The following is a 25,962-nucleotide window of genomic DNA, read 5'->3' on the forward strand; positions in this document are numbered from 1 at the left end:
GTCAGACGGTAGCCGTGAACCGGGCCGACCGCGTCGGCCGGAAGAAGGTCATCCCCGGGGATGACACGTCCCCGCCGCCGGGGGTCCGGCTACCTCAGGAAGCCGAGCGGAAAGTGCCGGCCCCGGCACGACGCGCCTCAACCACCGGCCACGGCACCGTGACGGGCATGACGACACAGACGGTGACGCTGACCGGCCTACGGGTCGCGTACGGCTCCGGCCTGCGCCGGGTGACCGCGCTCGACGGCGTGACGACCGGCTTCGCGGGCGGCACGTTCACGGCGGTGATGGGCCCCTCCGGCTCCGGAAAGTCCACCCTGCTGCACTGCGCCGCCGGGTTGGACCGCCCGACCGAGGGGACCGTCACCGTCGACGGCGTCCGGCTGGACCAGCTGGGCGAGGACGAGCTGACCCGGTTGCGCCGCGACCGGATCGGCTTCGTGTTCCAGGCGTTCAACCTGATCTCCACGCTGACCGCGGCGCAGAACGTCGAGCTGCCGCTGCGCCTGGCCGGCCGGCGACCGGAGCCCCGCGACGTCACCGCCGCGCTCGCCGCCGTCGGGCTCGCCGACCGCGCCCGGCACCGGCCCGGCGAACTCTCCGGCGGCGAGCAGCAGCGGGTGGCCATCGCCCGGGCACTCATCACCCGACCGGCGGTGCTCTTCGCCGACGAGCCCACCGGCGCGCTGGACAGCGCCGCGTCCCGGCAGGTGCTGCGGCTGCTGCGCGGGCTGGTCGACGAGCACGGGCAGACCGTCGTGATGGTGACCCACGACCCCACCGCCGCCGCGAACGCCGACCGGATCCTGCTGCTCGCCGACGGTCGCCTCGCCGACGAGCTGACCGGCCCGCTCACCGCCGCCAGCGTGGCCGCCCGGGTCGCGGACGCGACGCCGGAGCTGTCGTGCTGACCGCCCGGCGCTCTGCCGGCGCGTTCGTGGCCGTCGCCGTCGGGGTGGCGCTCGTCGCGGCGAGCACCCTGCTGCTGGCGTCCGGCCGGCCGCAGGTGCCGGACCGGCTGGCCCGCGCGGCCGTGCTCGTGCAGAGCCCTCCGGCGCACAGCCCGGCGGATCCGTTCCCGCCCACCCGGCCCTGGTCCTCGGCCGTGGCGACGGAACTCGGCGGCCGGCTGGCCGGCCTGACCGGCGTGGTGGCGGCCGTGCCGGACCGGAGCTTCTACGCCCAGCCGCTCGTCGACGGCCGGCCGCCGGCCGCCGACGGCCAGCGGCAGGACGCTCAGCAGGGGCACGGCTGGGCCAGCGCCCGCCTCGGCGGTCTGCGGCTGACTGCCGGCGAGCCGCCCCGACGCGCCGGCGAGGTGGTCGTGGACGCCGCGCTCGGCCTGCGCCCCGGCGCGGCGGTCACCCTGCTGACCGCGACCGGAACGCAGCCGTACGCGGTCACCGGCCTGGTCGACGCGCCCGGCGTGCACGTCGCGGACGAGGTCGCCGCCGCTCTCGCGCCGGGGGTGCACGCCATCGGTCTGCTGCTGGCGCCGGACGCCGACCCGGACCGGGTCGCCGACGCCGCCCGCGGTGTCGTCGGCGACGACGCTCGGGTGCTGACCGGCGCCGACCGTGGGGCGCTGGAACCCCGCGAGGATGCCCGCACCCGCTGGATCGGCCTGCAGGTGCTCACCGCCACCGCCGCCCTCGCCGGCTTCGTCACCGTCTTCGTGGTGGCCGCCACCTTCGCGTACGTGGTGGGGCAGCGCCGCCGGGAGTTGGCGCTGCTGCGCGCCGTCGGCGCCACCCCCCGCCAGGTCCGCCGCATGGTGTATGGCCACGCCCTCGCGGTCGGCGCCGCCGGGGCGATCGCCGGCCTGCTGCTCGGGGCGGCGCTCGCGCCCGTCCTGGGCCGGCTGCTGATCGACGCCGGCTTCGAGCCGGCCACCTTCCGCGTCCGGTACACCCTCTGGCCGGTCGCGGCCTCGCTCGCGGCCGGGCCACTGGTCGCGCTGCTGGCCGTCGGGACGGCGGCCCGGCGGGCGGCGCGGGTGCGGCCACTGGAGGCGCTGCGCGAGGCGGCGGCGGAGCAGCGGCCCATCGGCCGGCCGCGCGTCGTCGCCGGTGCGCTCCTGGTCGCCGCCGGCGTGGCGCTCGGCCTCGCCACCGCCACCGCAGACTCCGCCCAGGACGGCGCGAACTTCGCCCTGTACGCGGTGATGGCCCTGGTCACCGGCGCCACCGTGCTCGCCCCGATGATCGTCGGCCCGGTGGTCCGGCTGCTCTCCCCACCGGTGCGGCGGCGGCGCGGTGGCGCGATCGGGCTGCTGGTGCGGGCGGGGGCGATGACCGCGACCCGGCGGACCGCGTCGACCGCCGCGCCGGTCCTGCTCACCGTCGCCTTCGCGGTGCTGGTGTCGGGCCTGGTCCAGACCTCCACCGCGGTCTACGCGGCGGGCCGGCTGAGCGTCGTCAACGCCGGCTGGGTGGCCCTCCCGGACCGGGCGCCCGGCCTCAGCGACCAGGCGGTCGCGGCGACCCCGGGAGCGGCCGTGCTGCCGACCACGGTCTTCGTCACCGATGACACCGCGCCGACGCCGATCCGGCCGCTCACCGCCCTCGGCGTCGACCCGGCGGCGTTCACCGTGGCGAACCGGGCGCTCACCGTCCTCGCCGGATCGCTGGCCGAGCTGCGCGGCGACGACACGGTGGTGATCACCGCCTCGGCGGCGCCGTCATCCGGGTTGCCCACCGAGCCGTACCCGGTGGTCTTCGCCGACGGCGAGCGGGTGGCGCTGCGCGTCGTCGCGGTGGTGACCGACGACTCGCTCCCCGGTGACCTGCTCCTGCCCCGGGCCGCCGTACGGGCGCACGACTCCTCGGCGCTGACGTCCGCGGTCTACCTGGCCGAACCGGTCGACCCGCCGGCCGGGGCGCGGGTGGTCGACGTGGCCACCTGGGCCGCCGAGGCGGACCAGGCGGAGGATCGGCTGGTCTGGCTCGCCACTCTGCTGCTGATCGGGGTGTCGGCTGGTTACGGGGGCATCGCGGTGGCCAACACGCTGCTGATGGCCGCGGCCGGGCGGGCCGCCGACCTGCGGCTGGTCCGGCTGGCCGGGGCGACCCGGCGGCAGGTCGTGCGGCTGGTCGCGGCGGAGTCGGCGTTGGTGGTGCTGATCGGCGCGGCGCTCGGCGGAGCGGTGGCGTTCGCCGGTCTGCTGAGCATCCGTGCCGGCCTGGCCGAGCAGGTCGGGGCGCCGGTAGACCTCGTCGTGCCGTGGCCGGTGGTCGGCGGCGTCGTCGGGCTGTGCCTGCTGCTCGCGCTGGCGGCGAGCGTGGCGCCGACCTGGCGGCTGCTGCGCCGCCGGGCGGTCACCGAGCCCGCCGGATGACCCGTCTTCGTGACGCAGCTGTGACCTGAGGGGCCTTCGCGACCACCGTCCGAAGTGGTCTGCTGAGTGCATCTTCCCTGGTCAAACGCCATTTTGGCGCAGCGTCGCAGGGCTCAAAAGTGTTACATCGACGACTGGGCGGCCCGATCCGTCCAGCCTCATAGGCAGGAGGCAGCCGCGTGCGAATGAGACGAGCTAGCCGGATCGCGGCCACGGTGGTGGGCGTGACCGCGCTCGCCTTCACGGTCTCGGCCCCGGCACAGGCGGACGACCACTTGAACCTTCCCGGAGAGCCGACCATCACGCTGCCGATCAACGACAGCGCGGCGGGTGGGACGTACAACCAGGACTTCACCCGGGTGTACGCCAACACCACCCCCGACGGCACCCCGGTCTACATCTACGTGCCGGAGGGCACCCCGCTGGACGGCTCCGCGCCGGCCGGGGTGGCCAGCCTGGACCCGCAGTTCGACCACAACCCGGGCGACGGGTTCGCCCCCTGCGCCACCGCCACGGCCGCGCAGTTCGCCCTCACCCAGGCGCAGATCGACTACGTCGGCGACAAGCTCGCCGGGCAGATCGTCGCCGTGGACGAGGAGCACTTCGGCCTGATGGACGCGGCCGACCCGGACGAGCCGGCCAGCGACTCGCTGGTGATGGTCCTCTACAACATCCAGGACGAGGCGTACTACGACTGCGCGCAGACCTCGTACACCGCCGGCTACTTCGCCCCGGACTTCATCGACAGCAACGGCATGAACGTCATCGTGGTCGACGCCCTCGACTGGGCCAACCGGGTCGGGCCGAACGACTCGCCGTGGCGTGACGCCGACCCGGCCAACGACCGCCCCGAGCTGTACGAGGGCACGGTTGCCCACGAGCTGGAGCACCTGCTGCACAATTACAGCGACCCCGGCGAGCTCTCCTGGGTCGACGAGGGGCTCGCGGATTTCGCCATCTTCCTCAACGGCCTGGACGCCGGCGGCTCGCACCTCACCAACCACCAGGTCTTCTACGAGGAGACCTCGCTGACCCGCTGGGGTGGCACGCTGGCCAACTACGGCGCCGCGTTCACCTACTTCCAGTACCTGTGGGAGCAGGCCGGCGGCAACGGCGACGGCACCTACACCCCGGACAAGCAGTACGACGCCGCCGGCGGTGACCTGCTCATCAAGACCATCTTCGAAGAGCAGGCCGACGGCATGACCGGCGTGCAGAACGCCATCAACACCTTCAACGCGGCGACGGGTGCCAACCTGCGCAGCGCCGAGGCGCTGTTCCGGGACTGGTCGGTGGCGGTCTACCTGGACGACGAGGACTCGCCGGTCTACGACATCAAGGCGTTCAACTTCGGCGATCCGGCCGACACGTCTTGGACTATCGACATCGCCGACGGTTCCTTCTGGGCGGGCCGGGGCAGCTACCAGGGAGCCACCCCGGAGGCGAAGTGGGCCCGGCTGAAGAACCGGCCGGACACCACCGCTGTCCCGTTCGGCATGTCGGTCGAGCGGTTCCGCAACCCGGGCCCGACCGTCGCGCTCGCCTTCGACGGCGAGGACGAGACGACGATCGCCCCGCACACCGGCACCACCCACTGGTACGCCGGCTACGAGAGCCAGTCCGACAACATCCTCGACGCCGACACCACCGGCCCGGTCACCTCGCTGGACTTCTGGAGCTGGAACTTCATCGAGGAGGGCTGGGACTACGGCTTCGTCGAGGCGCTGGTCGGCGGCGACTGGGTCACCGTGCCGCTGCGCGACGACGCCGGGCGGACCGTCACCACCGATGACAACCCGCACGGCAACAACACCGAGGGCAACGGTCTGACCGGCACCTCCGGCGGCACGTACTTCGTGGACGACCCGGTCTACGTGCACCTCACCGCCGCCGTGCCCGCGGGCGCCACCGACGTCCGGTTCCGCTACTCCACCGACGCCGCCTACCTGGACACCGGCTGGTTCGTCGACGACGTGCGGGTCAACGGCGCCGATGCCGCCCTCTCCTCGGCGACCGGTGACTGGTTCACCACCACCGGCACCCAGGACAACAACTGGACCGTCCAGGTGGTCGCCCACTGTGACCTCACGCCCGGCACCACCACGGCGGGGGAGACCACCGACGGCGCGGGCAACTGGGTCTACCGGTCCACCGGGGACCAGTTCACCGCCAGCAACCTGAAGACCAGGTGCGCCAACGGCAACCAGGACGACTTCGCCGTCCTGATCTCCAACCTGCCGACCGGCGACCTGACCTTCCTCGACGCGGACTACACGTTCCGGGTCAGCAACACCGGCAACAAGTAGCCGCCACGGCGGCCGACGGCGGGCCCGTACCGGATCACCGGTGCGGGCCCGCCCGCCGTATCAGCTCCCGCCACCGGCCGGTCGCGACGGTTGGCCGTCGGCGCTGCGGCCGGTTCCCGTCGGGCCGCTCACACCGTCGGGGTCGCCACCGGGCCATGCTGCGGCTACCGTGCGCGGATGCGATCCGCGCGCCCGGTCGGGCTGTTCCTCGCCGCAGCCGCCGCCGTGCTCTGGGCGGTCAACCTGACCGTGCTGCAACCGCTCACCGAGCCGATCGGACCCTGGTCGGAGACGCTGCCGGGCAACAACACCTACTGGGCTCGCGACCTGCGCTTCGTCGCGATCCTCGGGGTGGTCCTCGGTCTGGTGCTCGCCGGGCGGGGCGACCGCCGGTGGAGCGCGCCGGCCGTGCTGCTCGGCGGCGGGTGGGTCGCCGCCGACCTGGCGCTCGACCGGAGCGATCCGACCGGCGCCGAATCGACCGTGCTGCTCGCCGCCGCCGGCTGCGGGCTGCTCGCCGCGCTGGCCACCCTGCTGGCCCTCGTGGAGCGCAGGAATCCCGGGGGCGTCGGCCAGCCCGCCGATCCCGCGTGGCAGCGGGCGTTGATCGTCGCGGCCTGCGTGGCCGGGATGTCGACCATGGTGGCCGCCGGTATCGAGTCGCCGACCGACCGGGAGCCGGAGTTGCATCCGGCGGCCTTCGCCACCGCGGCGCTGCTGGCCGCACTGACCATCGGCTGTGCGCTGGCGGCGGCGCCGGGCGTGACCCGGGCCCGGGGCTGGCTCGCCGTCGGGCTGGGCGCGGTCACGGTGCTCGGCATCGGGCTGGTCCGCGCCGTCCCGCCCGGTCCGCGGTCGCTGCCCGAGGTGACCCTCGGCGCCGTGCTGCTCACCGGGGTGACCCTGCTGGCCTGGGGCTGGCCGGGCGGTCGCCCGGCCTGGGGGCGGCACGCGCTGGCCGCGGTCGCGGCGCTGATCGGCCCTATGGCGATGCTGCTCCTCGTCGGCATCTTCATGATCATCCTGCGGGTCGGGGCGCCGTTCACCGCGCTCGCCGGCAACAGCCCGATCCACGCCGCCGACTCCGACATCCTGATCTCGCTGGCCGGGCTGCTCGTGGGGCTAGGGATGGGGCTGCTGCTGGCCTGGCTGCCGGCGCTGGCTGCCGCTCCCGCCCAGGCGACTCGACCGGCCCGGCCCATCAGCTGACACCGAGGCCAGGGCGGTGCCGTCGGTTCTGGCCGGCACGAGCCAGATACCTCAGCGGCATAGATATGACTCTGCGGTATCTGGCTCGTCGAGTGTCGCCCCCGGCCAACGGTCCGTCCGACCTGAGGCATGCGCGGCCGGCGAGCTACCGACGGTCGACCTCCGGCTCGGTCGAGGCCGGCTCCGCCCCGGGCAGGACGGCCCGCCCGGTCAGCCGCCAGTACTGCCGGTGCCCCTCGTCGCGCACCACCACACCGATCCGACCCAGCTCCCGGCGAATCTCCCGCACGTCGTCCTTGCGGTCCCGGGTCAGGGCGTCCTGCCGGGCGCGCAGCAGCGCGTCGGCCCCCACCGGCAGCCCGGGCAGCCCGGTCACCCACAGCCGGTACGCCGCCCGGTGCGGGTCCTCGTCCGCCCACGGCCAGCCGTGCGCCCGAAACGCCGACCGCAGCCGGTCCCGGTCCAGCTCCGAACGCTCCCGGACCAGCTCGCCGCCGTCCGCGTCGAGCAGCACCAGGTCCCGGTCGTCGGCGAAGACGACGCGGACCTCGCGCCGGGCCACGTCCTGCCGCCGGCCGTCGCGGCGCAACCCGACCCGCTCGTTCTGCACGGTGACGGTGAGCCGTTCGGCGGTGCCGGCCGTGGCGAGCAACCCGCCGGCGAGCGCGCCCAGCGCCGCGGCGCCGATCGTCACCTGCGGCTGCGGCAGCCGGGACAGCGCCTCGAACAGCCCCTGCACCGGCGCCCAGGGCAGCGCGGCGATCCAGCCGGCCGCCGCGGCGAGCAACCAGCCCGCTCCCGCGCCGAGCAGCGGGAACCCACCCCACATGACGGCCAGCTCGGCCGCCCCGCCGGTGACGGTGCTGCGCGATCCAGGGGCGCCGAGCATGGTCAGGCCACCTCGCGGCGCAGCGTCCGGACCAGCCCGGCGAGCACCGGCACGGCCAGCCAGACCAGCAACGACACCCCCAGTCGGCCCCACTGCCCGGCGGTCAGCTCCCCGGTGAAGAGCGGCTCCATGGTCCGGCCGGTGTCCAGCCAGCCGGCCGGCCCGCGCAGCCCCGGAACCAGCTCGCCGAGGATCGACCACACGGTGGGCAGCAGCAGGTAGCTCACCACGGCGAGCGGGGTGTTGAGCAGCAGCAGCCCGAAACCGGCGCCCATCAGCACGTTCGCGACCTGGAAGACCACGGCGTTGAGCAGCAGCGACTCGTCGAACCGCCAGCCGCCACCGTCGCCGATGGCGCCGGCGACCAGCGTGCCGGCGGCGGCCACCGCCAGGCTGGCCAGCACCGAGGCGAGCGCCGCCACCACGACCGCGGCCAGCTTCGCCGCGACCACCCGCTCCCGGCGGGGCACTAGCGCGTACGTGCTGAGCGCGGTGCGCTGCGACCATTCGCTGGTGATGGAGAGGATGCCCAGCACGGGCAGCAGCACCCCCACCGGCAGCATCGACGGCACGAAGAAGTTCACGAACGTGTGGTCCGCCTCGTTCGCGTAGATGAGCTGCAGGACGACGATGGCGGCGGTGGTGAGCCCGATGGTGATCAGCAGCCAGAGCCCGGCCCGGGTGTCGGTGAGCTTGCGCAGCTCCACCCCGGTCAGCCGGAGCAGCGACGGTCGTCGTAGGCCGGGACGGCGCTGCGGAGCGACGGCGCTGGCGGTGGGTGCGGTCGTGGTGGTCACTTGTCGGCCTCCCTGGTCGACTCGGCGGCGGTGAGGGTGAGGAAGAGCTGCTCCAGCCCGCCGCCGGCCGGGCGCAACTCGGTCAACGCCACCCCGGCGTCCACGGCGGCCTGCCCGACGGCCTCGCCGTCCGCGCGGACCACCAGCCCGTCGGCGGCGTCGGTGACGGCGAGGCCGGCGGCGTCCAGGGCCCGGCGCAGCGCCGCGACGTCCCGGGCGCGCACCATCGTGCCGCCGCCGGCGAGCAGCTCGGTCTTGTCGCCCTGGGCCACGATCCGGCCGCCCCCGATGACCACCAGCCGGTCCGCGACCGCCTCCACCTCGCGCAGCAGGTGGGAGGAGAGCAGCACCGTGCCGCCCCGGTCGGCGAAGTCGCGCAGCAGACCGCGCATCCAGAAGATCCCCTCCGGGTCCAGCCCGTTGGCCGGCTCGTCGAGGATCAGCACCCGCGGGTCGCCCAGCAGCGCCAGCGCCAGACCGAGGCGCTGCCGCATGCCCAGCGAGTACGCCCGGACCCGCCGCTTCGCCGCGGCCGCGTCCAGCCCGACCTGCTCGAGCTTCGCGCCGACCTCCCGCCGGTCCACCCCCATCGTGTACGCCGCCACGGCCAGCGCCTCCCCTCCGGTGCGCCCGGCGTGCTGGGCCGAGGCGTCCAGCAGCACGCCCACCTCCCGCCCCGGGTTGGCCAACTGCCGGTAGGGCCGCCCGTCGACGGTGGCTCCGCCGGCGGTGGGTGGGGTGAGCCCGCAGATCATCCGCAGGGTGGTGGACTTGCCGGCGCCGTTCGGCCCGAGGAACCCGGTGACCGTGCCCGGCTCACAGCGGAACGACACGTCGTCGACGGCCGAGTGCCGGCCGTACCGTTTGCTCAGATGCTCCACGCTGATCATGCCGTCGAGCCTGCCCGCGCCGGCCGGCCGTCCGCTGCGGCCGGCGGTCGGTGACCGCAGCGACCTTGGTCGACGCCCGGATCTCGACTTTGGTCGCTGGTCGCCGGGCGGCGCCGGTGCCTAGCATGGGCGGGTGACCAGCGCCGTCGTGCCGGAACACCCGTGGCTGCTGCCCGGGGCGCTCGTCGTGCCGACCGCCCGGTCCCGGGCCCACCCGCGGCGCACCACCCGCGACTGGATCGTGGACAGCTTCGCCTTCTTGCTCTCCCTCAGCTGGGTCCTGTACAGCACGGCGGACGCCCTCACCCCGCACCCGACGCTCGCCACCCGGCTGCCATACGGCTGGATGATCGTGGCGGACGCGCTGCTCGGGCTGGTCTGCTGCGGGCTGCTCTGGTTCCGCCGGCGCTGGCCGCTCGGGCTGGCGGTGGCCAGCCTGCCGCTGACCGCGTTCTCCCTCGCCGCCGCGATCCCGCTGCTGATCTTCTACTTCACGGTGGTGGTGCACCGGCGCACGGCGGTCGCGTTGGCGATCAGCGCGGCCGGGCTCGTCACCAACTTCGCCTTCGGCTACCTCCGCCCGGATCCGGACATGTCGTACTGGGCGGTCACGGTCTGGGGCGTGGTGATCGCCGGGACGGTGCTGGCCTGGGGGATGTTCGTCCGGGCCCGCCGGCAGTTGGTGGTGTCGCTGCGCGAGCGCGCCGAGCGGGCCGAAACGGAGCAGCAGTTGCGCGTGGCGCAGGCCCGCCAGTTGGAGCGCACCCGGATCGCCCGGGAGATGCACGACGTGCTGGCGCACCGGATCTCCCTGCTCAGCCTGCACGCCGGCGCACTGGAGTTCCGCCCGGACGCGCCGGCCGAGGAGGTGGCGAAGGCCGCCGGGGTGATCAGGGGAAGCGCGCACGCGGCGTTGCAGGACCTGCGCGAGGTGATCGGGGTGCTGCGCGCGGAGACCGCCGACGAGGAGGATCCGCAGCGCCCGCAGCCCACCCTGGGTGACCTGCCGGCGTTGATCGAGGAGTCACGGGCCGCCGGGGTCCGGGTCAATGCGAGCGACCTGGTGGCCGCGCGGGCGTCGGTGCCGGCCGCGGTCGGGCGCAGCGCGTACCGGATCGTGCAGGAGGGGCTGACCAACGCCCGCAAGCACGCCCCCGGCGCGGTGGTGACGGTCAACCTGGCCGGTGGGCCGAGTGACGGGCTCACCGTGGAGATCCGCAACCGGTGGCCGGTGGGCGGGGTGAACGCCCCCGAGCTGCCCGGCGCCGGCACCGGGCTGGTCGGCATCACCGAGCGGGTCACCCTGGCCGGCGGCCGGCTCGAGCACGGGCGCGACGACCGGGGCGACTTCCGGCTCGCCGCCTGGCTGCCGTGGCCGGCGTGACCGGGCCGGGGGTGGCCGGCTCGGAGTCGTTCGCGGCCGGCCCGGCGGGTTCCGGCGGCGGGGCGCCGAACGAGCCCGCGCCGGGCGGCGAGCCGGTACGGGTGCTGATCGTCGACGACGACCCGCTGGTCCGGGCCGGGCTGTCCATGATCCTCGGCGGGGTGCCGGACCTGCGGGTGGTGGGGGAGGCCGCCGACGGCGGCGAGGTACCAGCCGCGGTCGCCGCCACCCGACCGGACGTGGTGCTGATGGACATCCGGATGCCGAGGCTCGACGGTCTGGCCGCGACCGAGACGCTCCGCGCGCTGCCGCAGCCACCCGAGGTGCTGGTGCTGACCACCTTCCACGCCGACGAGCAGGTACTGCGGGCGTTGCGCGCCGGCGCGGCGGGCTTCCTGCTCAAGGACACCCCGCCGGCCGAGATCGTGCAGGCGGTGCGCCGGGTGGCCGCGGGCGAGGCGACCCTCTCGCCGGTGGTCACCCGTACCCTGATCGCGCACGTCACCGGTGCCGCGCCCACTGCCGCCGGGCCCGACCCACGCCGGGACCGGGCGCTGCGCCGGTTGGCCGGGCTGAGCGAGCGCGAGCGGGAGGTCGCGGTGGCGCTCGGCCAGGGCCGGACCAACGCGGAGATCGCCGCCGAGCTGTACATGAGCGTGGCGACCGTCAAGGCGTACGTCTCCCGGCTGCTGACCCGGCTCGATCTCAACAACCGGGTGCAGGTGGCCCTGCTGGTGCACGACGCCGGCCTGGCCTGACCCGTCCCATCTCAGCCGTCACCCCCTCGAACGGGTTACACTCATTCTTGGTTGTTCCATTTTTGGTAGTGTCGAGGATGGCGGTATGGACGGTTTCGTGGGGCGCGGCCGTGAACTGACCCAACTCGACGCCATGCTGGGGCGGGTACGGCGTGGCGGCCGCGCTGGGCGTCCGGGCCGTGCCCTGCTGATGCGTGGACGACGCCGGGTGGGCAAGTCGCGGCTGGTCGAGGAGTTCGTCGAGCGGGCCGCTGTTCCGCACGTGTTCTTCACCGCCTCGGCGCAACCCACGGTTGCCGCCGACCTCGCGCTGTTCGTCGAGGCGGCGGTCGGGTCGAGCCTTCCCGGGGCTCACCTCTTCCATGGACAGACTCCGCAGACCTGGGACGCAGCGCTCACCCTGCTCGCTGCAGCGCTGCCCACCGACCGACCCAGCGTCGTCGTCCTGGACGAGATGCCGTACCTGATCGGCACCGATCCGGGGTTCGAGGGGACCCTGCAGAAGGTGTTCGACCGGGAGTTGTCCCGCCGTCCGGTCCTCCTCATCTGCGTCGGGTCGGACCTGGCGATGATGGAGGCGTTGAACGACTACGGCCGGCCGTTCCACCAGCGCGCCACAGAGATGGTCGTTCCGCCGCTGAGCCCGGCAGACGTCCGAAGCATGCTCGACCTTTCTGCGGCAGAGGCGTTCGACGCATACCTGGTCTCCGGTGGGCTGCCGCTGATCCTCGACGAGTGGCCTTCCGGCGCCACCCTGCATGACTACCTCAGCGGTGCCGTCGCCGACCCGACCTCCGCCCTGATCGTCAGCGGCGAGCGGGCGTTGGCCGCGGAGTTCCCGCCACAGTCCCAGGCGGGGCTGGTGCTGAGAGCGATCGGGTCCGGTGAGCGGACCTTCTCGCTGATCGCCCGGGCGGCCGGCGACCTGCCTGCGGTGTCTCTCACCCGGGCACTGCGGCTCCTGGCGGCAAAGCGGATGGTCGAGGTCAGCCTGCCGTTGTCGACCAAGCCCTCCCGGGAGACCAGATACTCCGTCGCTGACCCCTATCTGCGGTTCTGGCTCTCCTTCCTTGGGCCCTACCTCCCCGAGGTCGAGCGGGGCCGTGGCGATGTGACGCTGGCCCGGATCACGTCCGCCTGGACGAGCTGGCGCGGGCGCGCCATCGAGCCGGTGGTGCGGGAGGCCCTGCGCCGACTGTCCCCGGGCCGACTTCCTGACGGCACCGCAGAGGTGGGTGGCTACTGGACCCGGACCAACGATCCGGAGATCGATCTCGTGGGTGCGGATCGCGGGCCGGTCGCTAAACGGATCACCTTTGTCGGCTCGATCAAGTGGTTGGAGAACCGGCCCTTCGACGCACACGACCTGGGACGTCTGCTGCAGCACCGGTCGCGCCTGCCAGGTGGGGACGACGATGTCGTGCCGATCGCGGTGTCCCGCGCCGGCCTGGCCACCGACGGTGTCCAGGGGCTGTCACCGGAAGACCTGCTCGCTGGGTACCCGGATTGAACCTCTGGTCGGCGGCGGCCGTACCACTGCCCGAGGATGTGGTGCGGCGGGCCCGCCGCGCCGCTGCCGAGTTGCGGGAGGTCTGCCGTGCGAGTTGGTGAGCAGTCGACGGATCCCATCGATCAGGTACTGGGTGAGGTGCCGGTGCCGGCGCCGCTGACCCCCGAGGACGTCCGGCTCGCGGTCCGGGCGGTGGTCGTGCACACCGCGGAGGAGTGGCCGACCGGGCCGCTGTGCCGCAACGACGGGGCCACATATCCGTGCCGCCTGCACCGCTGGGGCCGGCGGGTGCTGAGCGCGCACGGGCTCAACGACCGCCAGATCGAGGCGCTGATCCGGCACGGCAACCCGTTCGTGCACGTGCCCTTCCCGTTCACCGCCACCGGTCAGGCCGCCCGGGCGGTGCCGCCCGGCGTACGCCCGGTGGTGCACGCCGCGGGCACCGGCCGGCCGGTGGTTCCCCCCGCCCCCGCGCCGCGCTGGCCCCGGGCGAGCTGAGCGGAGGTACGGCCGCCAGCCTTCCCGGGGCAGGACGACGCCGGCCCGACGCGGGGTTCCCCACCCGCGCCGGGCCGGCGTCGGTACCGGTGACCGCTCAGCGGACCCCGCAGTCCGGTGCCGACCAGCTCGTCGTGTTGGAGCTGTTGTCCCTGTTGTTCTCCCGCCGCGAGTCCACGTGCACGTGGTCGTCGTGGTCCGGGTAGCCCGGCCCGTAGATGCCGCTGAAGCCGTGGTTGCGCGCCGCCCGGGCCACCTGGCAGAGCGACGAGTTACGTGAGGTCACGTCGGCGGCGTTGCCGTAGAGGTGCTGGCTGTCCGACGCGCCGCCAACCCGGTTGTTGCAGGTCTCGCTGCGGAAGCCGCTGCTGATGTTGAGCGGCTTGTCGCCGAGGCTGCGCCGCAGCGCCTCCAGTTTCCACATGTTGCGCAGCGCGTTCTCCCGAGTCTCGGCGGCCGGGCGCGGGCCGCCGCTCCACCCGCTGCGCCCGCAGCCGTCGTCGAGTTCGGTGAAGCTGAAGTGCCGTGGCGTGCAGTCGTTGTCCTGGAGTTCGTAGAGCTTGCCGTAGGTCTGTGGGCCCGCGACGCCGTCCGCCCGCAGGCCGTAGGCCTGCTGGAAGCGCCGGACCGCGGCGGCGGTCTTCGGTCCGAAGATGCCGTCGTTCTCCACGATGTCGCGGTAGCCGGCCCAACCGGCGATCCGGATCTGCAATTGCCGAACGTCGCTGCCGGATCGCCCCTGGTAGAGGTTGCGATTCCAGGTGTAGCAGCCGTCGGCGTGGGCTGCTGGCGCGGCGACCACCGTGGCGATCGCGGCGCCCGGCAGAGCCAGGGCGAAGGCGACGGCAGCCCGCTTCAGGGTGTTTACGCGCACAGAAGTCCTCCCGATAGGAGAGCGATTGGGGTGGGCTTCGGGACATCGACCGCGCGTCCCGTGATTTCCACCCTGACACTCATCGTTCGGGTTGGTGGCGATTAACGAGAATCGTCCTCATGATTCGCGGTTCCTGGGTAGTGACTGTGAATTCGGCTGATTTGCGAAACAGCCAATCCCGTCGTACGGCGGCAGAAAAGCGCAAAACCGCACCGAACGTCGCGCCGTGCCCCACCGAGGGTGATGTTCTCCCGCCTCGGCCACCCGGTAACGTCAGCGCCGGTTGATGGACTGGCGGAGGTGGACGTGGCCCGGGGAGGCGTCTTCTGCGTCGAGGGGCAGTGGCACCGCGACCTGAACGAACGCGGCTCCGTGCTGCCCACGCTCGAACTGCTCGAACGACTCGGCAAGATCCGGTTCATCCACAAGGACGCGGCCACCCGTGACGAGCTCTTCTACTTCCTGGACCGCTGGCTGCTCAAGCAGTACGCCGACCACCGGGTCGGCTTCTTCGCCATGCACGGCGAACCGAGCCGGCTCCGCCTCACCGACTGGCACTCGGTCGAACTCGCCGACGTCGCCGAACTGATGGCGGGCCGCTGCGAGGGGCGGCGGCTCTACTTCGGCAGCTGTTCGGTGCTGCGCGCCTCCGACGCCGCGTTGCGCGAATTCCTGGACATCACCGGAGCGGCCCTGATCTGCGGTTTCACCCGCGAAGTCGACTGGGTCGAATCGGCCGCGTTCGAAACCGTGCTGCTCGACGTGCTCGCCAACGGGCATCGGCACAACGCGGCCGAACTGCGGATGGGCTCGGCGCACTGGGCGCCGCTCGCGTCGTACCTCGGCTTCCGGGTGATCTACGCCAACGGCCGTGCCTGGCGCCCGACCGGCCGACCCCGGGTGCCCGCCCAGTCCGCCGCCGACCGTCGCGCCCACCATCCCCGCTGACCCGGGGCACCGCGCCACGGCCCGGCCGGATGCCCTGGTAGAAACGATCCGTGGCCCCCAGCATCGCGACAAACACGAAGGTCGACCGGGACGCCCTGGTCGAGTTCCTCCGGCCCCGGCACAAGGTGCTCCTGATGACCACCCGGGCGGACGGGCGACCGCAGTCGTCGCCGGTAGCCGCCGGGGTCGACACCGCCGGCCGGCTGGTGGTCTCCACCTATCCCGAGCGGGCCAAGGTGGCCAACATCCGCCGCGACCCGCGGGTGTCGGCCTGCGTGCTCTCCGACGACTGGAACGGGCCCTGGGTACAGATCGACGGCACCGCCGAGGTGCTCGACCTGCCGGAGGCGCTCGAACCGCTGGTCGAGTACTTCCGCTGCATCTCCGGCGAGCACCCGGACTGGGACGAGTACCGCGCGGCGATGCGCCGGCAGGGCAAGTCGCTGATCCGGGTCACCATCGACAACTGGGGGCCGATCGCCACCGGCGGCTTCCCGGCCCGCCTCGCCGACTAACCTCCGCCGTCAGTACGCGGCGGTGAAACGGGTGTTCTCGTGCCGCGGGTTCTCGATCTCGTCGACGATCGCCACCGCGAGGTCCTCGTAGGTGAGCACCGAGCGGCCCTGGTCGTCGGTGACCGGCTGGTCGGTGCCGGTGCGGTACTGCCCGGTCCGCTCGCCCGGATGGAACTCCAGCGGCGGCGGCGAGACGTACGTCCAGGTGACCCCGTCCGCGCAGGTGCGGTAGTAGTCGAGGGCGTCGGCCTGCCCCTGGGCCGAGGCGCGGTACTCGGCCGGGAAGTCCGGCTCGTCGAGGTAGGGCGTCCCCTTCGGGGTGAGCAGGGTCGACCCACCGCCGAGGTGGATGATCCGCGGCGGATCGGGCAGCTGGCGCAGCGTGCCGACCAGCGTCTCGGCCGCGTCGCGCCACAGCTCCCGCTCGCCCCCGCCGATCGCCACCACGAAGACGTCCGCCGCCGGGGCCAGCTCGCGTACGCTCCGCTCGCTGGTGGCGTCCCCCGTGACGACCTGGACACCGGTCGGCAGGTACGAGGTGGCCTCCGGACGGCGCACCGCCCCGGTCACCCGATGCCCCCGGTCGATCGCCTCGGCGGCGACCCGGGATCCCGCGGTGCCACCCGCGCCGAACACGACGATGTTGCTCATGATCGCCTCCCGCCGGACGTAGCCCCGCCCTCAGGCTATTGACCGGCCCGGCCGGCGTGTGCCGTTACCCGAAGAACCGGGCGGTCAGTCGACCAGCGCGGAGTAGACCAGCTGGCGCAGCTGCGGTCGGATCGGGTAGGTGCTGGACGGCATGAGCTGGGTGAAGAAGAGCGCGGTGATCTCCTCCGCCGGGTCGACCCAGAACGCGGTGCTGGCCACCCCGCCCCAGTAGTACTCGCCGACGCTGCTCGGCACCCGGCTGGGGATCGGGTCGTCGACCACCGCGAAGCCCAGCCCGAAGCCGATCCCGTCGAGGGTGGTCTCGGCGAAACCGCCGGTGGAGAGGGTGCCCAGGTCCTGCCCGCCGGGCAGGTGGTTGCGGGTCATGAAGCGCACGGTGCGCGGCCCGAGCAGCCGCACCCCGTCCAGCTCGCCGCCGCGCAGCAGCAGCTGCGTGAACCGGTGGTAGTCGGCGGCGCTGGAGATCAGGCCACCGCCGCCGGAGTGCAGGACCGGCTTCTCGTACGCCAGCGCGCCCAGCTTGTCGTAACGGAAGGCGCGGCCGGTGCGCGGATCGGGCGCGTAGAGGGCCGCGAGCCGGTCGGCGGCGTCACCCTCGACCCACCAGTGGGTGTCGGTCATACCGAGCGGGCGGAAGATCCGGTCGGCGAAGAAGGCGTCCAGGCTCTGCCCGGAGACGACCTCGATCAGCCGGCCCAGCACGTCGGTGGCGACCGAGTAGCCCCAGGCGGTGCCGGGCTGGAAGAGCAGCGGCAGCTCGCCGAACGCCCGGGAGGCGGTGGCCAGGTCGACGTCCGCCGGCGGGTAGAGGTCGTAACCGGCGGCCCGGTAGAGGCCGTCGACCACCGAGGTCTGCATGAAGCCGTAGGTCAGGCCGGAGGTGTGGGTGAGCAGGTGCCAGACCCGGATCGGCTCGACCGCCGGCACGGTGTACGGCTTGAGCGTCGAACCCTTGGCGTAGACCCGCAGGTCGGCGAACTCGGGCAACCAGCGGCTGATCTCGTCGGTCAGCTCGAAGCGGCCCTCCTCCCACAGCATCATCGCCGCGACCGAGGTGATCGGCTTGGTCATCGAGTAGATCCGCCAGAGGGTGTCCGGCTCCACCGCGACGCCGGCCTCGACGTCCCGCAGCCCGTACGTCGTGGAGTGCGCCACCTCGCCCCGCCGGGTGACCACCGCCTGCCAGCCGGCGAGCCGGCCCTCGTCGACGTACCTGCCGAAGTGCTCGTCGATCCGCGCCAGCCGCGCCGGGTCGAAGCCGATCTGGTCCGGGTCGATGCTCCGCGCCACACTCACGTCGCCGAACCTACTCGCCGGTTCGCCGGTACCGGAAGGGCCATCGCGTCGGCGGTGCCCACTAGCCTGGCCGGATGCCGGAGCTGACCGAGGACACCACCTTCCGCCACGAGGACTGGTACGGCGAGGAGCTGACCGAGCGGCACTTCGTGGGCTGTGAGTTCTTCCACGTGGACCTGACCGAGGCGGTCAGCCGGGGCGCGGTCTTCACCGGCTGCACCTTCGGCAACGTGCTCTTCAACGCCTCTCGACACGTCGACTCCGCCTTCACCCGCTGCGTCTTCAAGCGGTGCAACTTCTTCGAGGCCGAGTTCACCGGCTGCAAGCTGGTCGGCAGCACGTTCAGCCAGTGCGACCTGCGTCCGCTGACGGTCGCCGGTGGCGACTGGTCGTTCGCCGCGCTGCCCGGCGCCGACCTGCGCGGCGTCCGGCTGACCGACGTACGGATGCGCGAGGTCGACCTGACCGGGGCCAACCTCACCGGGGCCACGGTGACCGGCGTCGACCTCTCCGGCGCGCAGCTGCACAGCTCCCGGCTGAGCGGGGCCGACCTGCGCGGCAGCGACCTGAGCGCGCTCGACCCGCTGGTCGTCGAGCGGGCCGGCGCGGTCGTCGACCCGGAGCAGGCGATGATGATCGCCCGGGCGCTCGGCTTCGAGATCCGCTGACAAAAGTCAACGGCGGCTGTCAGGTTTGACTGTCATGGTGGCCACATGGCGTGGTGGTCGGATCTGGTCGAGGAACAACCCGAGTTCGCCGAGCGGGTGCGGGCCCGCTTCGCGGTCGGCAAGCACGGCACGATGGCGACGCTGCGCCGCGACGGCGCGCCGCGGATCAGCGGCACCGAGTTCGACTTCGGCGCGGATCACCTGCGCCTGGGCAGCATGACCGGGGCCCGCAAGGCGATGGACCTGCGCCGCGACCCGCGGGTGGCGCTGCACTGCGCGACCGAGGACACTCCGGCCGACGACCCGACCTCGTGGGGCGGCGACGCGAAGATCAGCGGCATCGCCCACGAGGAGACCCCGGCGGACGACGGGTCGCACCGGTTCCGGATCGAGCTGACGGAGGTGGTGCTGACCCGCGTGGGTGACCCGCCCGACCACCTGGTGATCGAGAGCTGGCACCCGGGTCGGGGGCTGCGACGCCGCGAGCGGCGCTGATCCTCCGGGCGGTCGTCGCGGTCGCCCGCCACGTCCCGGCCCGCCGTCCGTAAGAGGTGTACCGAGATTCCGCTTCCGATCGATGTCCGCTACCTTGCCGTAACAGACTGGGCGCCGCGACCGTCCGGTTCTGGTGGATCCGACGAACCGGGCGCGGCACGACTGTGCCGCGGCACGGCCGCGCGCCACCGGGCCGAATCGTCCGGTGCGGAGCGGAGGACCGGTGGCGGAGGAGGACTTCACCCGGACGGGCACGGGTGCGTCCGGTCGGGGAGCCGGCCATCGGGCGACCGGCACACCGGCGCGGCACCGGTCGCGGGCCCCGTTTGCGGCCCACCCGGCGCTGCGGTGGTGGCTGGCCCCGGTCCGCCAGCGTCGATGGGCGGTCGCCGGGCTCGCCGCGCTGGCCAGCCTGACCGCCCTGATCGCGTACGTCGGGTCCGGTCCGGAGCCCGAGCCGGGCCCGCACGGCGGGGTGCCGGCCGGGGTGGGAAGGCCGACCGGCTTCCCCGCGGTCGAGGCGAAGGGGAGCGACGCCGGGCCGGCCAGCCCCGGGCTGCGGCCCCGTCAGCGACCGCCGAGCGTCGCGCCCACCCCGTCGGTCACCACTCCCACGCCCGCGCCGGCGGTGCTCACCGTCAGCCAGGGCGACATCCCGGCCGAGGTCGACCTGACCGCCGCCGGGCCCCGGGACTGGGTGCACTGGGGGCTGCGCGGCGGTGACTCGACGGTCCGCAAGCGGAACGGCTCCGGGGAGATCGCGGACGAGGGTGGCCGCGGCGCCCGCGGCGGCTGGGACGGCAACCAGGAGGTGTTCAGCTGGCGGGACGGCGCCGCGGTGCGGGCGGCCAGCGGCACCCCGAACGGCGTCTACACCTGCGGGGCGGGCAACGGTTTCGCGCTGGCCGTCGCCGGCAGCGGCGAGCTGCGAACGGTGCGGCTCTACGCCGGCCTCTGGATGGCCCGAGGCCGGTTGGAGGCCCGGCTCTCGACGGGGGGCCCGACCACCACGCTGCGGATGGAGGATCCACACACCAGCCGCAGCGCCGAGTTCACGCTGCGGTTCCGGGCTCCACGGGGAGCCCGGCTGCTGATCAACTGGAGCACCGAGAAGGTCTTCACCGGCGACTGCGGCAACGTCGGGGTCCAGGCGGTCGCCCTGCGCTGACCAGCGACACGTCCGGCCGTTCTCGGCGGTGGTCGGCGGCGGTCGTTCGTCCGGCCGGCAAGTGCGGGCGGGAGTAGCGTGGGCGCGATGAATCTGGTCGATCAGAAGGGACCTCGGCGATGACCTCCAGCGAGCAGGTCGTGGACAGCCCCACGAGCTGGGTTGCCGACCACATCCACCGCTACGTGCAGACCGGCGGGGCGGACGGCCACGAGTGGCGGCCCGGGGTGTTCACGCTGCTGCTGACGACCCGGGGTCGGCGCAGCGGCAAGCCGCGTCGCACCGCCCTCATCTACGGGCGGGACGGCGAGAACTACCTGGTGGTCGCCTCGCAGGGCGGTGCGCCGGAACACCCGGCCTGGTACCGCAACCTGCTGGCGGATCCGGTGGTGGAGGTGCAGGTCGGCGCGGAGACGTTCACCGCCCGGGCGCGTACCGCCACGCCGGAGGAGAAGCCGCGGATGTGGAAGACGATGGCGGCGATCTGGCCGGCGTACGACGACTACCAGACCAAGACCGACCGGGAGATCCCGGTGGTGGTGCTGGAACGCGACTGACCCGCACCCGCGCGGTCCCCTTACCCCGCAGGTAATCGACGGCGCGGCGCGGGCCGCGCAGACTTCTCCCATCGACCCGGCCTCGCCGGCCGGGCCGCATCGACTGGGAGGACCCTCATGCCCGCGTTCGCGCTCGCCCACCTGCGTACCCCGAACACCAACGAGGACGTGCTCACCTACATCGAACGGATCCAGGCCACCCTGGATCCGTTCGGTGGTCGGTTCCGGGTGCACGGCGCCGAGGTGGAGGTTCTCGAGGGTGAGTGGCCCGGAACCGTCGTGATCATCGAGTTCCCCGACGTGGAGGCGGCCCGCGCCTGGTACGCCTCGCCGGCGTACCAGGAGATCCTGCCGCTGCGGACCCGGCACATCGAGGGCTCGGCGATCATCGTGTCCGGGGTCGGGCCCGACTACGACCCGACGCGGACCGCGGCCCGGCTGCGCGCGCAGGTCGCCGGCTGAGATCGACGGGACAGTTTGTCCGTCACCGCGCGTCGACGCGGACGTACCTTTCTGCTGTCCCGGTCTGACCGTCCTGTGTGGAGGTCTCGCAGATGAGCAGCAGCACCGCCCACCGCGCCCCTACCCTCACCCCGACCCGTGCGGCGGAGCCCGTCGGCGACGTGCTCCGGGAGATCCCGCTGCCGCCCTACGTGACCGGTGAGGACGCCCAGTTCGCGGTGCGGGCGGTGGTGGTGCACGCCCCGCGCAGCTGGTCCGGCGGGACGGTCTGCCGCAACGACGCCAGCCCGCACCCGTGCCGGCTGCACCGCTGGGGAGTCCGGGTGCTGGCCCTGCGCGGCCTGCGGGACGCGGAGATCGCCGCGCTCATCGAACGCGGCGACCCGACGGCACCGGTGCCCACCCGCCCGGGCGCCTGACCGGCGGCCCCCGGCCCTCGCGAGACGCAGGGGCCGGGGACCGGACCGGCCAGTCAGCAGGCGATCGGCTTGACCCAGGAGCACTCCACTCCTTCCGGCGCGCGCGGCATGTCGGGCGCCGCCGGTGGCGCCACCCGCGCGGCGCTGGCGCCCTGCTCGCTGTGGCCGGCGAGCGCGATGGCGATCTGGTCCTCCAGCGGCTTCACGGTCGAGGCCAGGTAGTTGTTCAACACGACGGAGAAGGCCAGCAGCCGCCCGTCGGCGTCGGTGGCGTAGCCGGAGAGGCTGGAGACGCCGGTGAGGCTCCCCGTCTTGGCGTGCACGTTCCCGGCCGCCACGGTGCCCCGCATCCGGCTGCGCAGCGTGCCACCGACGAAGCGCTCTGCCTCTCCGGCGATCGGCAGCGCCGCGTACCAGGTGTCGAACCAGGGCTCGGCCCGGACCGCGGCGAGCAGATCCACGAACTCGCCGGCCGGCACGAGGTTGCGACGGGACAGTCCGGAGCCGTCCCGCTGGCGCAGCGTGCCGGTGTCCATGCCGGCGCCGGCGACGTACTCGCTGATCTCGGTGAGCCCGGCCGACCAGGTGCCCGAGCCGGCGAGCACCCGGCCGATCTCCTTGGTCAGCACCTCGGCGTGCCCGTTGTTGGAGAGCTTGAGGAACGGCACCAGCAGCTCGGCCAGCGGCATCGAGTCGTGCCGGGCCACCGGGGTCGCCCCGCCCGGGGTGGGCTGGCCGAGCACCGTGCGACCGAGCACCCGTACGCCGTGCCGGTGCAGCGCCGTTCGGAAGACGTCGGCGGCGTAGCCGGTCGGCTCCCAGACCGTGACCCAGTCGCTGGCCGGCTCGTCGCCCACCGCGATCTGGCCGGTGACCACGATGGTGTTGCCGTCGTGCTCGCGCTCGAAGGAGACCGACGTCTCCCCGTCGGTCACCGTCTCGGCCCGGTTGTCGATGCGCAGATAACCGGTCGGCGGGGTGGTGGTGATCACCGGCCGGGCGCCGGCGGCCTTGCCGGGCGCGGCGTGGACGATCACGGTGCCCGCGTCGTAGTCGGTGTCCGGCGCGACCGTCAGCGCGGAGATCTGCGCGGCGTAGTAGTAGGGCTCGTCGTCCCAGGTCCAGTCCGGCCCGAGCCGGGTCCGGTCGTAGCGGGTGTCGTCGGCGACGAGGTTGCCGGCGACCACCCGCACGCCCTTGGCCGCGATCTGCGCGGCGAGCGCGTCGTAGTCGGCGGCGAGCATCGTCGGGTCGCCGCCGCCACGCAGGTAGAGGTTGCCGGAGAGCAGCCCGCCCGCGCGCTTGCCGTTGGTGCTCACGTCGGTGGTGAAGCGGTGCCCCGATCCGAGCAGCGCCATGGCCGCGGTCGAGGTGAGCAGCTTCGTGTTGGAGGCGGGCACCAGCCGGCGGTCGCCGTTGCGGTCGTAGAGGGTCTCGCCGGTGCTGGTGTCGACCACGACCACCGAGGCCTGCGCTCCGGCCAGCCGGGAGTCGGCGAGGATCGCGTCGATGGTCGCGTTGAGGCGGGTCACCGCGGGTGCCGGGGCCTCGGCGGTGGCGCCGGGCGCGCCGGCGGTCGCCGCCGCGGCGACCAGCGCCACCAGCGCCAGCGTCCGGGGGAAGAGACGTCGATGCATGCGTCGATGCTGTCATGGAGATAATCGCCAGAGAAGGGCCCAGGCCGAAAGTTATTGCCGCCGGAGTGTCAGTCGGCGAGCCGGGTCGCGACCACCGGACCCTCCAGTTCGCCACTGACCGGTGTCAGCACGGCCACCGCCCGGTCGACCAGACCGTCGTCGACCAGCACCAGCCGTTCGCAGGCGGGATCGCCGGTCCGCTCGGGCAGGTGGTCGGCGAGTGCGCGCACCTGCTCGGCGGCGGCGTCGTCGAGCACGAACCCGTCGGCATCCCACCGGCCGTCCACGGTGAAGAACGCCTTGCTGTCCCGCTCGAGATCGCCGTTGAGGACTACCGTCGGGTTGTCGCCGTCGAGGTCGCTGGACGCCTCGTTCAGGCCCCAGACCTGGTACGACCCCTTTCCCTCGGTCGGCGCGTCGGCCACCGAGACACCCGTGCAGCCGGTGAGCAGCAGCCCCAGCGCCGCTGCCGGCAACAGTCTCGACCAGCCATGTCGTCCCACCATCACGCCTCCGCCCAGCCCGTGGTCCCAGGTCCCACGGGTCAGACCCGACACGCGGCCATCCGGTTCCCGTCGACCGGTCCGCGTCGGTCGGCCCCTGCGCAGCGTCGAGGGTGGGCGGGTGTCAGACCGGTCCGGGTCCCCGGTCCGCGTTCTGGTCGGAGCCGCCCCAGTAGCGCCCGTCCGGCCGGAGGATCAGCGGTGCCGCCAGCGCGGCCAGCGCCCCACCGAGCAGCGGGAAGACGATGAACACCCAGAGCTGCCGCAGGGCGACGCCGCCCTCGAAGAGGGCCGGGCCGAAGGACCGGGCCGGGTTGACCGAGGCGCCGTCGAGGGTGACGCCGACCAGCTGGGTCACGGCGAGCGCCAGGCCGATCGCGACGCCGGAGATGGCCGCCTGGTCGGCGCGGGTGCCCGCCACCAGCACGACCAGCACGAACAGGAAGGTCAGCACGATCTCGAGCACCGCCGCGCCACCCCGGTTGATGTGCCCGCCGTACCCGTTGCTGCCCAACGCGCCGGTCTGGTCCGCCACGTCGCCCCACCGGGTCAGCGCCCAGAGGATGAACGCGGCGATGGTTGCCCCGACGAACTGGGCGATCCAGTAGGCGACCGCGCCGATCAGGGAGATCCGGCCGGAGAGCAGCACGCCGAGGGTGACCGCCGGGTTGACGTGGCTGCCCGAGAGTGGCCCGATCGTGTAGACCAGGGCCAGCATGACGAAGCCGAAGGCGAGCGCGACCACCACCACCCCGCCCTCGATCCGGGCGGCGACCGCGCTTCCGACGCCGAAGAAGACCAGCAGCAGAGTGCCGATGAGCTCGGCGAAGTAACGGTGCATGTCCTTCATGAGGCTCAGCGTATGGACTAATGGGGCTTACCAGTGCGAAATGGTAGGTCCGTCGAACTGTGAGCGGAGCGACGGTGTGCGCGGGCACAGCGACGGACCCACCGCTGTTGTACCCGGCGTGGAAACCCGCTCGGTCGACGTGGTGGTGATCGGCGCCGGTCAGGCCGGCCTCTCCGCCGGGTACCACCTGCGCCGCGCCGGCTTCGCCCCCGGCGCCGGCTTCGTGATCCTGGACGCCGACGACGGCCCGGGCGGAGCCTGGCGGCACCGCTGGCCCACCCTCACCGTCGAGCGGGTGCACGGCTTCCACGACCTGCCCGCGATGCCCTTCCCCGCCGCCGCGCCGGACCAGCAGGCGGCCCAGGTGGTGAGCGACTACTTCGAGGCGTACGAGCGGGAGTTCGGGCTGCCGGTGCGACGCCCGGTCCGCGTCCAGGTGGTGCACCCGCAGCCGGACGGGCGGCTGGACCTGCACACCGACCGGGGGCGGTGGAGCGCCCGGGCCCTGATCAACGCCACCGGCACCTGGAGCCGGCCGTTCTGGCCGCACTATCCCGGCCGCTCCTCGTTCCGGGGTCGGCAGTTGCACACCGCCGACTACCGCGGGCCGGCGGAGTTCGCCGGCCGGCGGGTCGTGGTGGTCGGCGCCGGCACCTCCGCCGTCCAACTGCTCGGCGAGGTCTCCGCCGTCGCCGCCGGCACCACCTGGGTCACCCGGCGTCCGCCCGACTTCCGGGAGATCGAGTTCACCCCGGAGCACGGTCGGGCTGCCGTCGCACTGGTCGACGCGCGGGTCCGAACCGGCCGCCCGCCGACCAGCGTGGTCGGGGTCACCGGACTGCCGGTCACCCCCGAGGTCCGCCGCCTGCGCGAGCAGGGTGTGTTGACGCGGTTACCCATGTTCGACCGGATCACGCCCGACGGGGTCGCCTGGGCCGACGGCCGTTTCGTCGCCGCCGACGTGATCCTCTGGTGCACCGGCTTCCGCGCCGCGCTCGACCACCTCGCCCCGCTGAAACTGCGCGCCCCGGGCGGCGGGATCACCATGGACGGGACCCGGGTGGTGGCCGACGACCGGATTCACCTGATCGGGTACGGCCCCTCCGCGAGCACGATCGGCGCCAACCGGGCCGGCCGCGCGGCGGTCCGCGAGATCCGCGCGCTCCTCACGCCGGCCACCGCTCTCGACTGACCGCGCTCTATTTGACGGATCGCCCGGCAGCGGGCAACGTAGGTGCTGAGGGGCCCTTCACCTGCCCCGATGCGGTGGGTCGACTGGGTCGCCCCGCGATCGCCTCCCACGTGTGCCCCGGACGCGGG

The 25,962-nt window shown here is 73.4% G+C and carries 26 protein-coding genes; 17 read left to right on the forward strand and 9 right to left on the reverse strand.

Annotated features, from left to right (window positions below; genetic code table 11):
* The first annotated feature begins 167 nt into the window (after positions 1-167).
* From ACIBBA_RS07830 to ACIBBA_RS07845, 4 genes are all read left to right on the forward strand, one after another.
* Positions 168-911: an ABC transporter ATP-binding protein gene (locus ACIBBA_RS07830; RefSeq protein WP_396694844.1), complete on the forward strand. Its 744-nt coding sequence runs from the start codon at positions 168-170 to the stop codon at positions 909-911.
* Complete coding sequence (locus ACIBBA_RS07835; protein WP_396694845.1) at positions 905-3,337, forward strand: FtsX-like permease family protein; 2,433 nt, start codon at positions 905-907, stop codon at positions 3,335-3,337. Before ACIBBA_RS07830 ends, ACIBBA_RS07835 begins: the two co-directional genes overlap by 7 nt.
* A 185-nt stretch (positions 3,338-3,522) precedes the next feature.
* Positions 3,523-5,643: a hypothetical protein gene (locus tag ACIBBA_RS07840; RefSeq protein ID WP_396695194.1), complete on the forward strand. Its 2,121-nt coding sequence runs from the start codon at positions 3,523-3,525 to the stop codon at positions 5,641-5,643.
* A gap of 177 nt (positions 5,644-5,820) precedes the next feature.
* Positions 5,821-6,852, forward strand: coding sequence for a hypothetical protein (locus tag ACIBBA_RS07845; protein ID WP_396694847.1), 1,032 nt, complete (start codon positions 5,821-5,823; stop codon positions 6,850-6,852).
* 145 nt (positions 6,853-6,997) lie between these two features.
* On the opposite strand, the gene ACIBBA_RS07850 is transcribed toward ACIBBA_RS07845, so the two are convergent.
* The 3 genes from ACIBBA_RS07850 to ACIBBA_RS07860 are packed head-to-tail and all read right to left on the reverse strand — an operon-like array spanning position 6,998 to position 9,428.
* Positions 6,998-7,741 carry a hypothetical protein gene (locus ACIBBA_RS07850; protein WP_396694849.1) on the reverse strand — a complete coding sequence of 248 codons (744 nt, stop codon included), beginning with the start codon at positions 7,739-7,741 and terminating at the stop codon, positions 6,998-7,000.
* A 2-nt stretch (positions 7,742-7,743) separates the two neighbouring features.
* Entirely contained in the window at positions 7,744-8,538 is a 795-nt protein-coding gene (locus ACIBBA_RS07855; RefSeq protein WP_396694851.1) for an ABC transporter permease, read from the reverse strand.
* A complete protein-coding gene (locus tag ACIBBA_RS07860) occupies positions 8,535-9,428 on the reverse strand; it encodes an ABC transporter ATP-binding protein (RefSeq protein ID WP_396694854.1) in 894 nt (297 codons plus the stop codon). The genes ACIBBA_RS07855 and ACIBBA_RS07860 overlap by 4 nt, the downstream gene beginning before the upstream one ends.
* Before the next feature lie 133 nt (positions 9,429-9,561).
* Between ACIBBA_RS07860 and ACIBBA_RS07865 the strand changes: the two genes are divergently transcribed.
* The 4 genes from ACIBBA_RS07865 to ACIBBA_RS07880 all read left to right on the forward strand — a co-directional run bounded on the left by ACIBBA_RS07865 (position 9,562) and on the right by ACIBBA_RS07880 (position 13,578).
* The gene (locus ACIBBA_RS07865; protein WP_396694856.1) at positions 9,562-10,812 is read left to right on the forward strand and encodes a sensor histidine kinase; all 1,251 of its coding nucleotides are present in this window, start codon (positions 9,562-9,564) and stop codon (positions 10,810-10,812) included.
* Positions 10,791-11,570 (forward strand): response regulator, encoded by a 780-nt coding sequence (locus ACIBBA_RS07870; protein ID WP_396695196.1) that lies wholly within the window; start codon positions 10,791-10,793, stop codon positions 11,568-11,570. The genes ACIBBA_RS07865 and ACIBBA_RS07870 overlap by 22 nt, the downstream gene beginning before the upstream one ends.
* A gap of 85 nt (positions 11,571-11,655) precedes the next feature.
* Positions 11,656-13,080: an ATP-binding protein gene (locus ACIBBA_RS07875; protein WP_396694858.1), complete on the forward strand. Its 1,425-nt coding sequence runs from the start codon at positions 11,656-11,658 to the stop codon at positions 13,078-13,080.
* A gap of 87 nt (positions 13,081-13,167) precedes the next feature.
* Positions 13,168-13,578 (forward strand): hypothetical protein, encoded by a 411-nt coding sequence (locus tag ACIBBA_RS07880; RefSeq protein ID WP_396694860.1) that lies wholly within the window; start codon positions 13,168-13,170, stop codon positions 13,576-13,578.
* Positions 13,579-13,675: 97 nt separating this feature from the next.
* On the opposite strand, the gene ACIBBA_RS07885 is transcribed toward ACIBBA_RS07880, so the two are convergent.
* The gene (locus ACIBBA_RS07885; RefSeq protein ID WP_396694862.1) at positions 13,676-14,452 is read right to left on the reverse strand and encodes a D-Ala-D-Ala carboxypeptidase family metallohydrolase; all 777 of its coding nucleotides are present in this window, start codon (positions 14,450-14,452) and stop codon (positions 13,676-13,678) included.
* Positions 14,453-14,758: 306 nt separating this feature from the next.
* Between ACIBBA_RS07885 and ACIBBA_RS07890 the strand changes: the two genes are divergently transcribed.
* Together ACIBBA_RS07890 and ACIBBA_RS07895 are read left to right on the forward strand one after the other, a co-directional pair.
* Positions 14,759-15,400 carry a DUF6642 family protein gene (locus ACIBBA_RS07890; RefSeq protein ID WP_396694864.1) on the forward strand — a complete coding sequence of 214 codons (642 nt, stop codon included), beginning with the start codon at positions 14,759-14,761 and terminating at the stop codon, positions 15,398-15,400.
* Positions 15,401-15,450: 50 nt separating this feature from the next.
* Positions 15,451-15,915, forward strand: coding sequence for a PPOX class F420-dependent oxidoreductase (locus ACIBBA_RS07895; protein WP_396694866.1), 465 nt, complete (start codon positions 15,451-15,453; stop codon positions 15,913-15,915).
* A 9-nt stretch (positions 15,916-15,924) separates the two neighbouring features.
* Here ACIBBA_RS07895 and ACIBBA_RS07900 read toward each other — a convergent pair whose 3' ends face one another.
* Both ACIBBA_RS07900 and ACIBBA_RS07905 read right to left on the reverse strand, forming a co-directional pair.
* Positions 15,925-16,566: an NAD(P)-dependent oxidoreductase gene (locus ACIBBA_RS07900; protein ID WP_396694868.1), complete on the reverse strand. Its 642-nt coding sequence runs from the start codon at positions 16,564-16,566 to the stop codon at positions 15,925-15,927.
* 84 nt (positions 16,567-16,650) lie between these two features.
* Positions 16,651-17,883: a serine hydrolase domain-containing protein gene (locus ACIBBA_RS07905; protein ID WP_396694870.1), complete on the reverse strand. Its 1,233-nt coding sequence runs from the start codon at positions 17,881-17,883 to the stop codon at positions 16,651-16,653.
* A gap of 74 nt (positions 17,884-17,957) precedes the next feature.
* Between ACIBBA_RS07905 and ACIBBA_RS07910 the strand changes: the two genes are divergently transcribed.
* From ACIBBA_RS07910 to ACIBBA_RS07935, 6 genes are all read left to right on the forward strand, one after another.
* Positions 17,958-18,551 carry a pentapeptide repeat-containing protein gene (locus tag ACIBBA_RS07910; protein WP_396694872.1) on the forward strand — a complete coding sequence of 198 codons (594 nt, stop codon included), beginning with the start codon at positions 17,958-17,960 and terminating at the stop codon, positions 18,549-18,551.
* Positions 18,552-18,596: 45 nt separating this feature from the next.
* Positions 18,597-19,046: a pyridoxamine 5'-phosphate oxidase family protein gene (locus tag ACIBBA_RS07915; protein WP_396694874.1), complete on the forward strand. Its 450-nt coding sequence runs from the start codon at positions 18,597-18,599 to the stop codon at positions 19,044-19,046.
* Positions 19,047-19,269: 223 nt separating this feature from the next.
* Positions 19,270-20,214 (forward strand): hypothetical protein, encoded by a 945-nt coding sequence (locus tag ACIBBA_RS07920; RefSeq protein WP_396694876.1) that lies wholly within the window; start codon positions 19,270-19,272, stop codon positions 20,212-20,214.
* Between the two features lie 119 nt (positions 20,215-20,333).
* Complete coding sequence (locus ACIBBA_RS07925; protein WP_396694878.1) at positions 20,334-20,771, forward strand: nitroreductase family deazaflavin-dependent oxidoreductase; 438 nt, start codon at positions 20,334-20,336, stop codon at positions 20,769-20,771.
* 117 nt (positions 20,772-20,888) lie between these two features.
* Positions 20,889-21,233, forward strand: a complete 345-nt coding sequence (locus ACIBBA_RS07930; protein ID WP_396694880.1) for a DUF1330 domain-containing protein — start codon at positions 20,889-20,891, stop codon at positions 21,231-21,233.
* Positions 21,234-21,325: 92 nt separating this feature from the next.
* Positions 21,326-21,652, forward strand: coding sequence for a hypothetical protein (locus ACIBBA_RS07935; protein ID WP_396694882.1), 327 nt, complete (start codon positions 21,326-21,328; stop codon positions 21,650-21,652).
* 53 nt (positions 21,653-21,705) lie between these two features.
* On the opposite strand, the gene dacB is transcribed toward ACIBBA_RS07935, so the two are convergent.
* The 3 genes from dacB to ACIBBA_RS07950 all read right to left on the reverse strand — a co-directional run bounded on the left by dacB (position 21,706) and on the right by ACIBBA_RS07950 (position 24,642).
* A complete protein-coding gene (gene dacB / locus ACIBBA_RS07940; protein WP_396694884.1) occupies positions 21,706-23,289 on the reverse strand; it encodes a D-alanyl-D-alanine carboxypeptidase/D-alanyl-D-alanine-endopeptidase in 1,584 nt (527 codons plus the stop codon).
* Between the two features lie 68 nt (positions 23,290-23,357).
* Complete coding sequence (locus ACIBBA_RS07945; RefSeq protein WP_350869192.1) at positions 23,358-23,795, reverse strand: hypothetical protein; 438 nt, start codon at positions 23,793-23,795, stop codon at positions 23,358-23,360.
* A 121-nt stretch (positions 23,796-23,916) separates the two neighbouring features.
* A complete protein-coding gene (locus ACIBBA_RS07950; RefSeq protein WP_396694886.1) occupies positions 23,917-24,642 on the reverse strand; it encodes an MIP/aquaporin family protein in 726 nt (241 codons plus the stop codon).
* Positions 24,643-24,760: 118 nt separating this feature from the next.
* Between ACIBBA_RS07950 and ACIBBA_RS07955 the strand changes: the two genes are divergently transcribed.
* Entirely contained in the window at positions 24,761-25,834 is a 1,074-nt protein-coding gene (locus tag ACIBBA_RS07955) for an NAD(P)-binding domain-containing protein (protein ID WP_396694888.1), read from the forward strand.
* The last annotated feature ends 128 nt before the right edge of the window (positions 25,835-25,962 follow it).

The sequence above is a fragment of the Micromonospora sp. NPDC051006 genome, from assembly GCF_044456245.1.
GTDB lineage: Bacteria > Actinomycetota > Actinomycetes > Mycobacteriales > Micromonosporaceae > Micromonospora.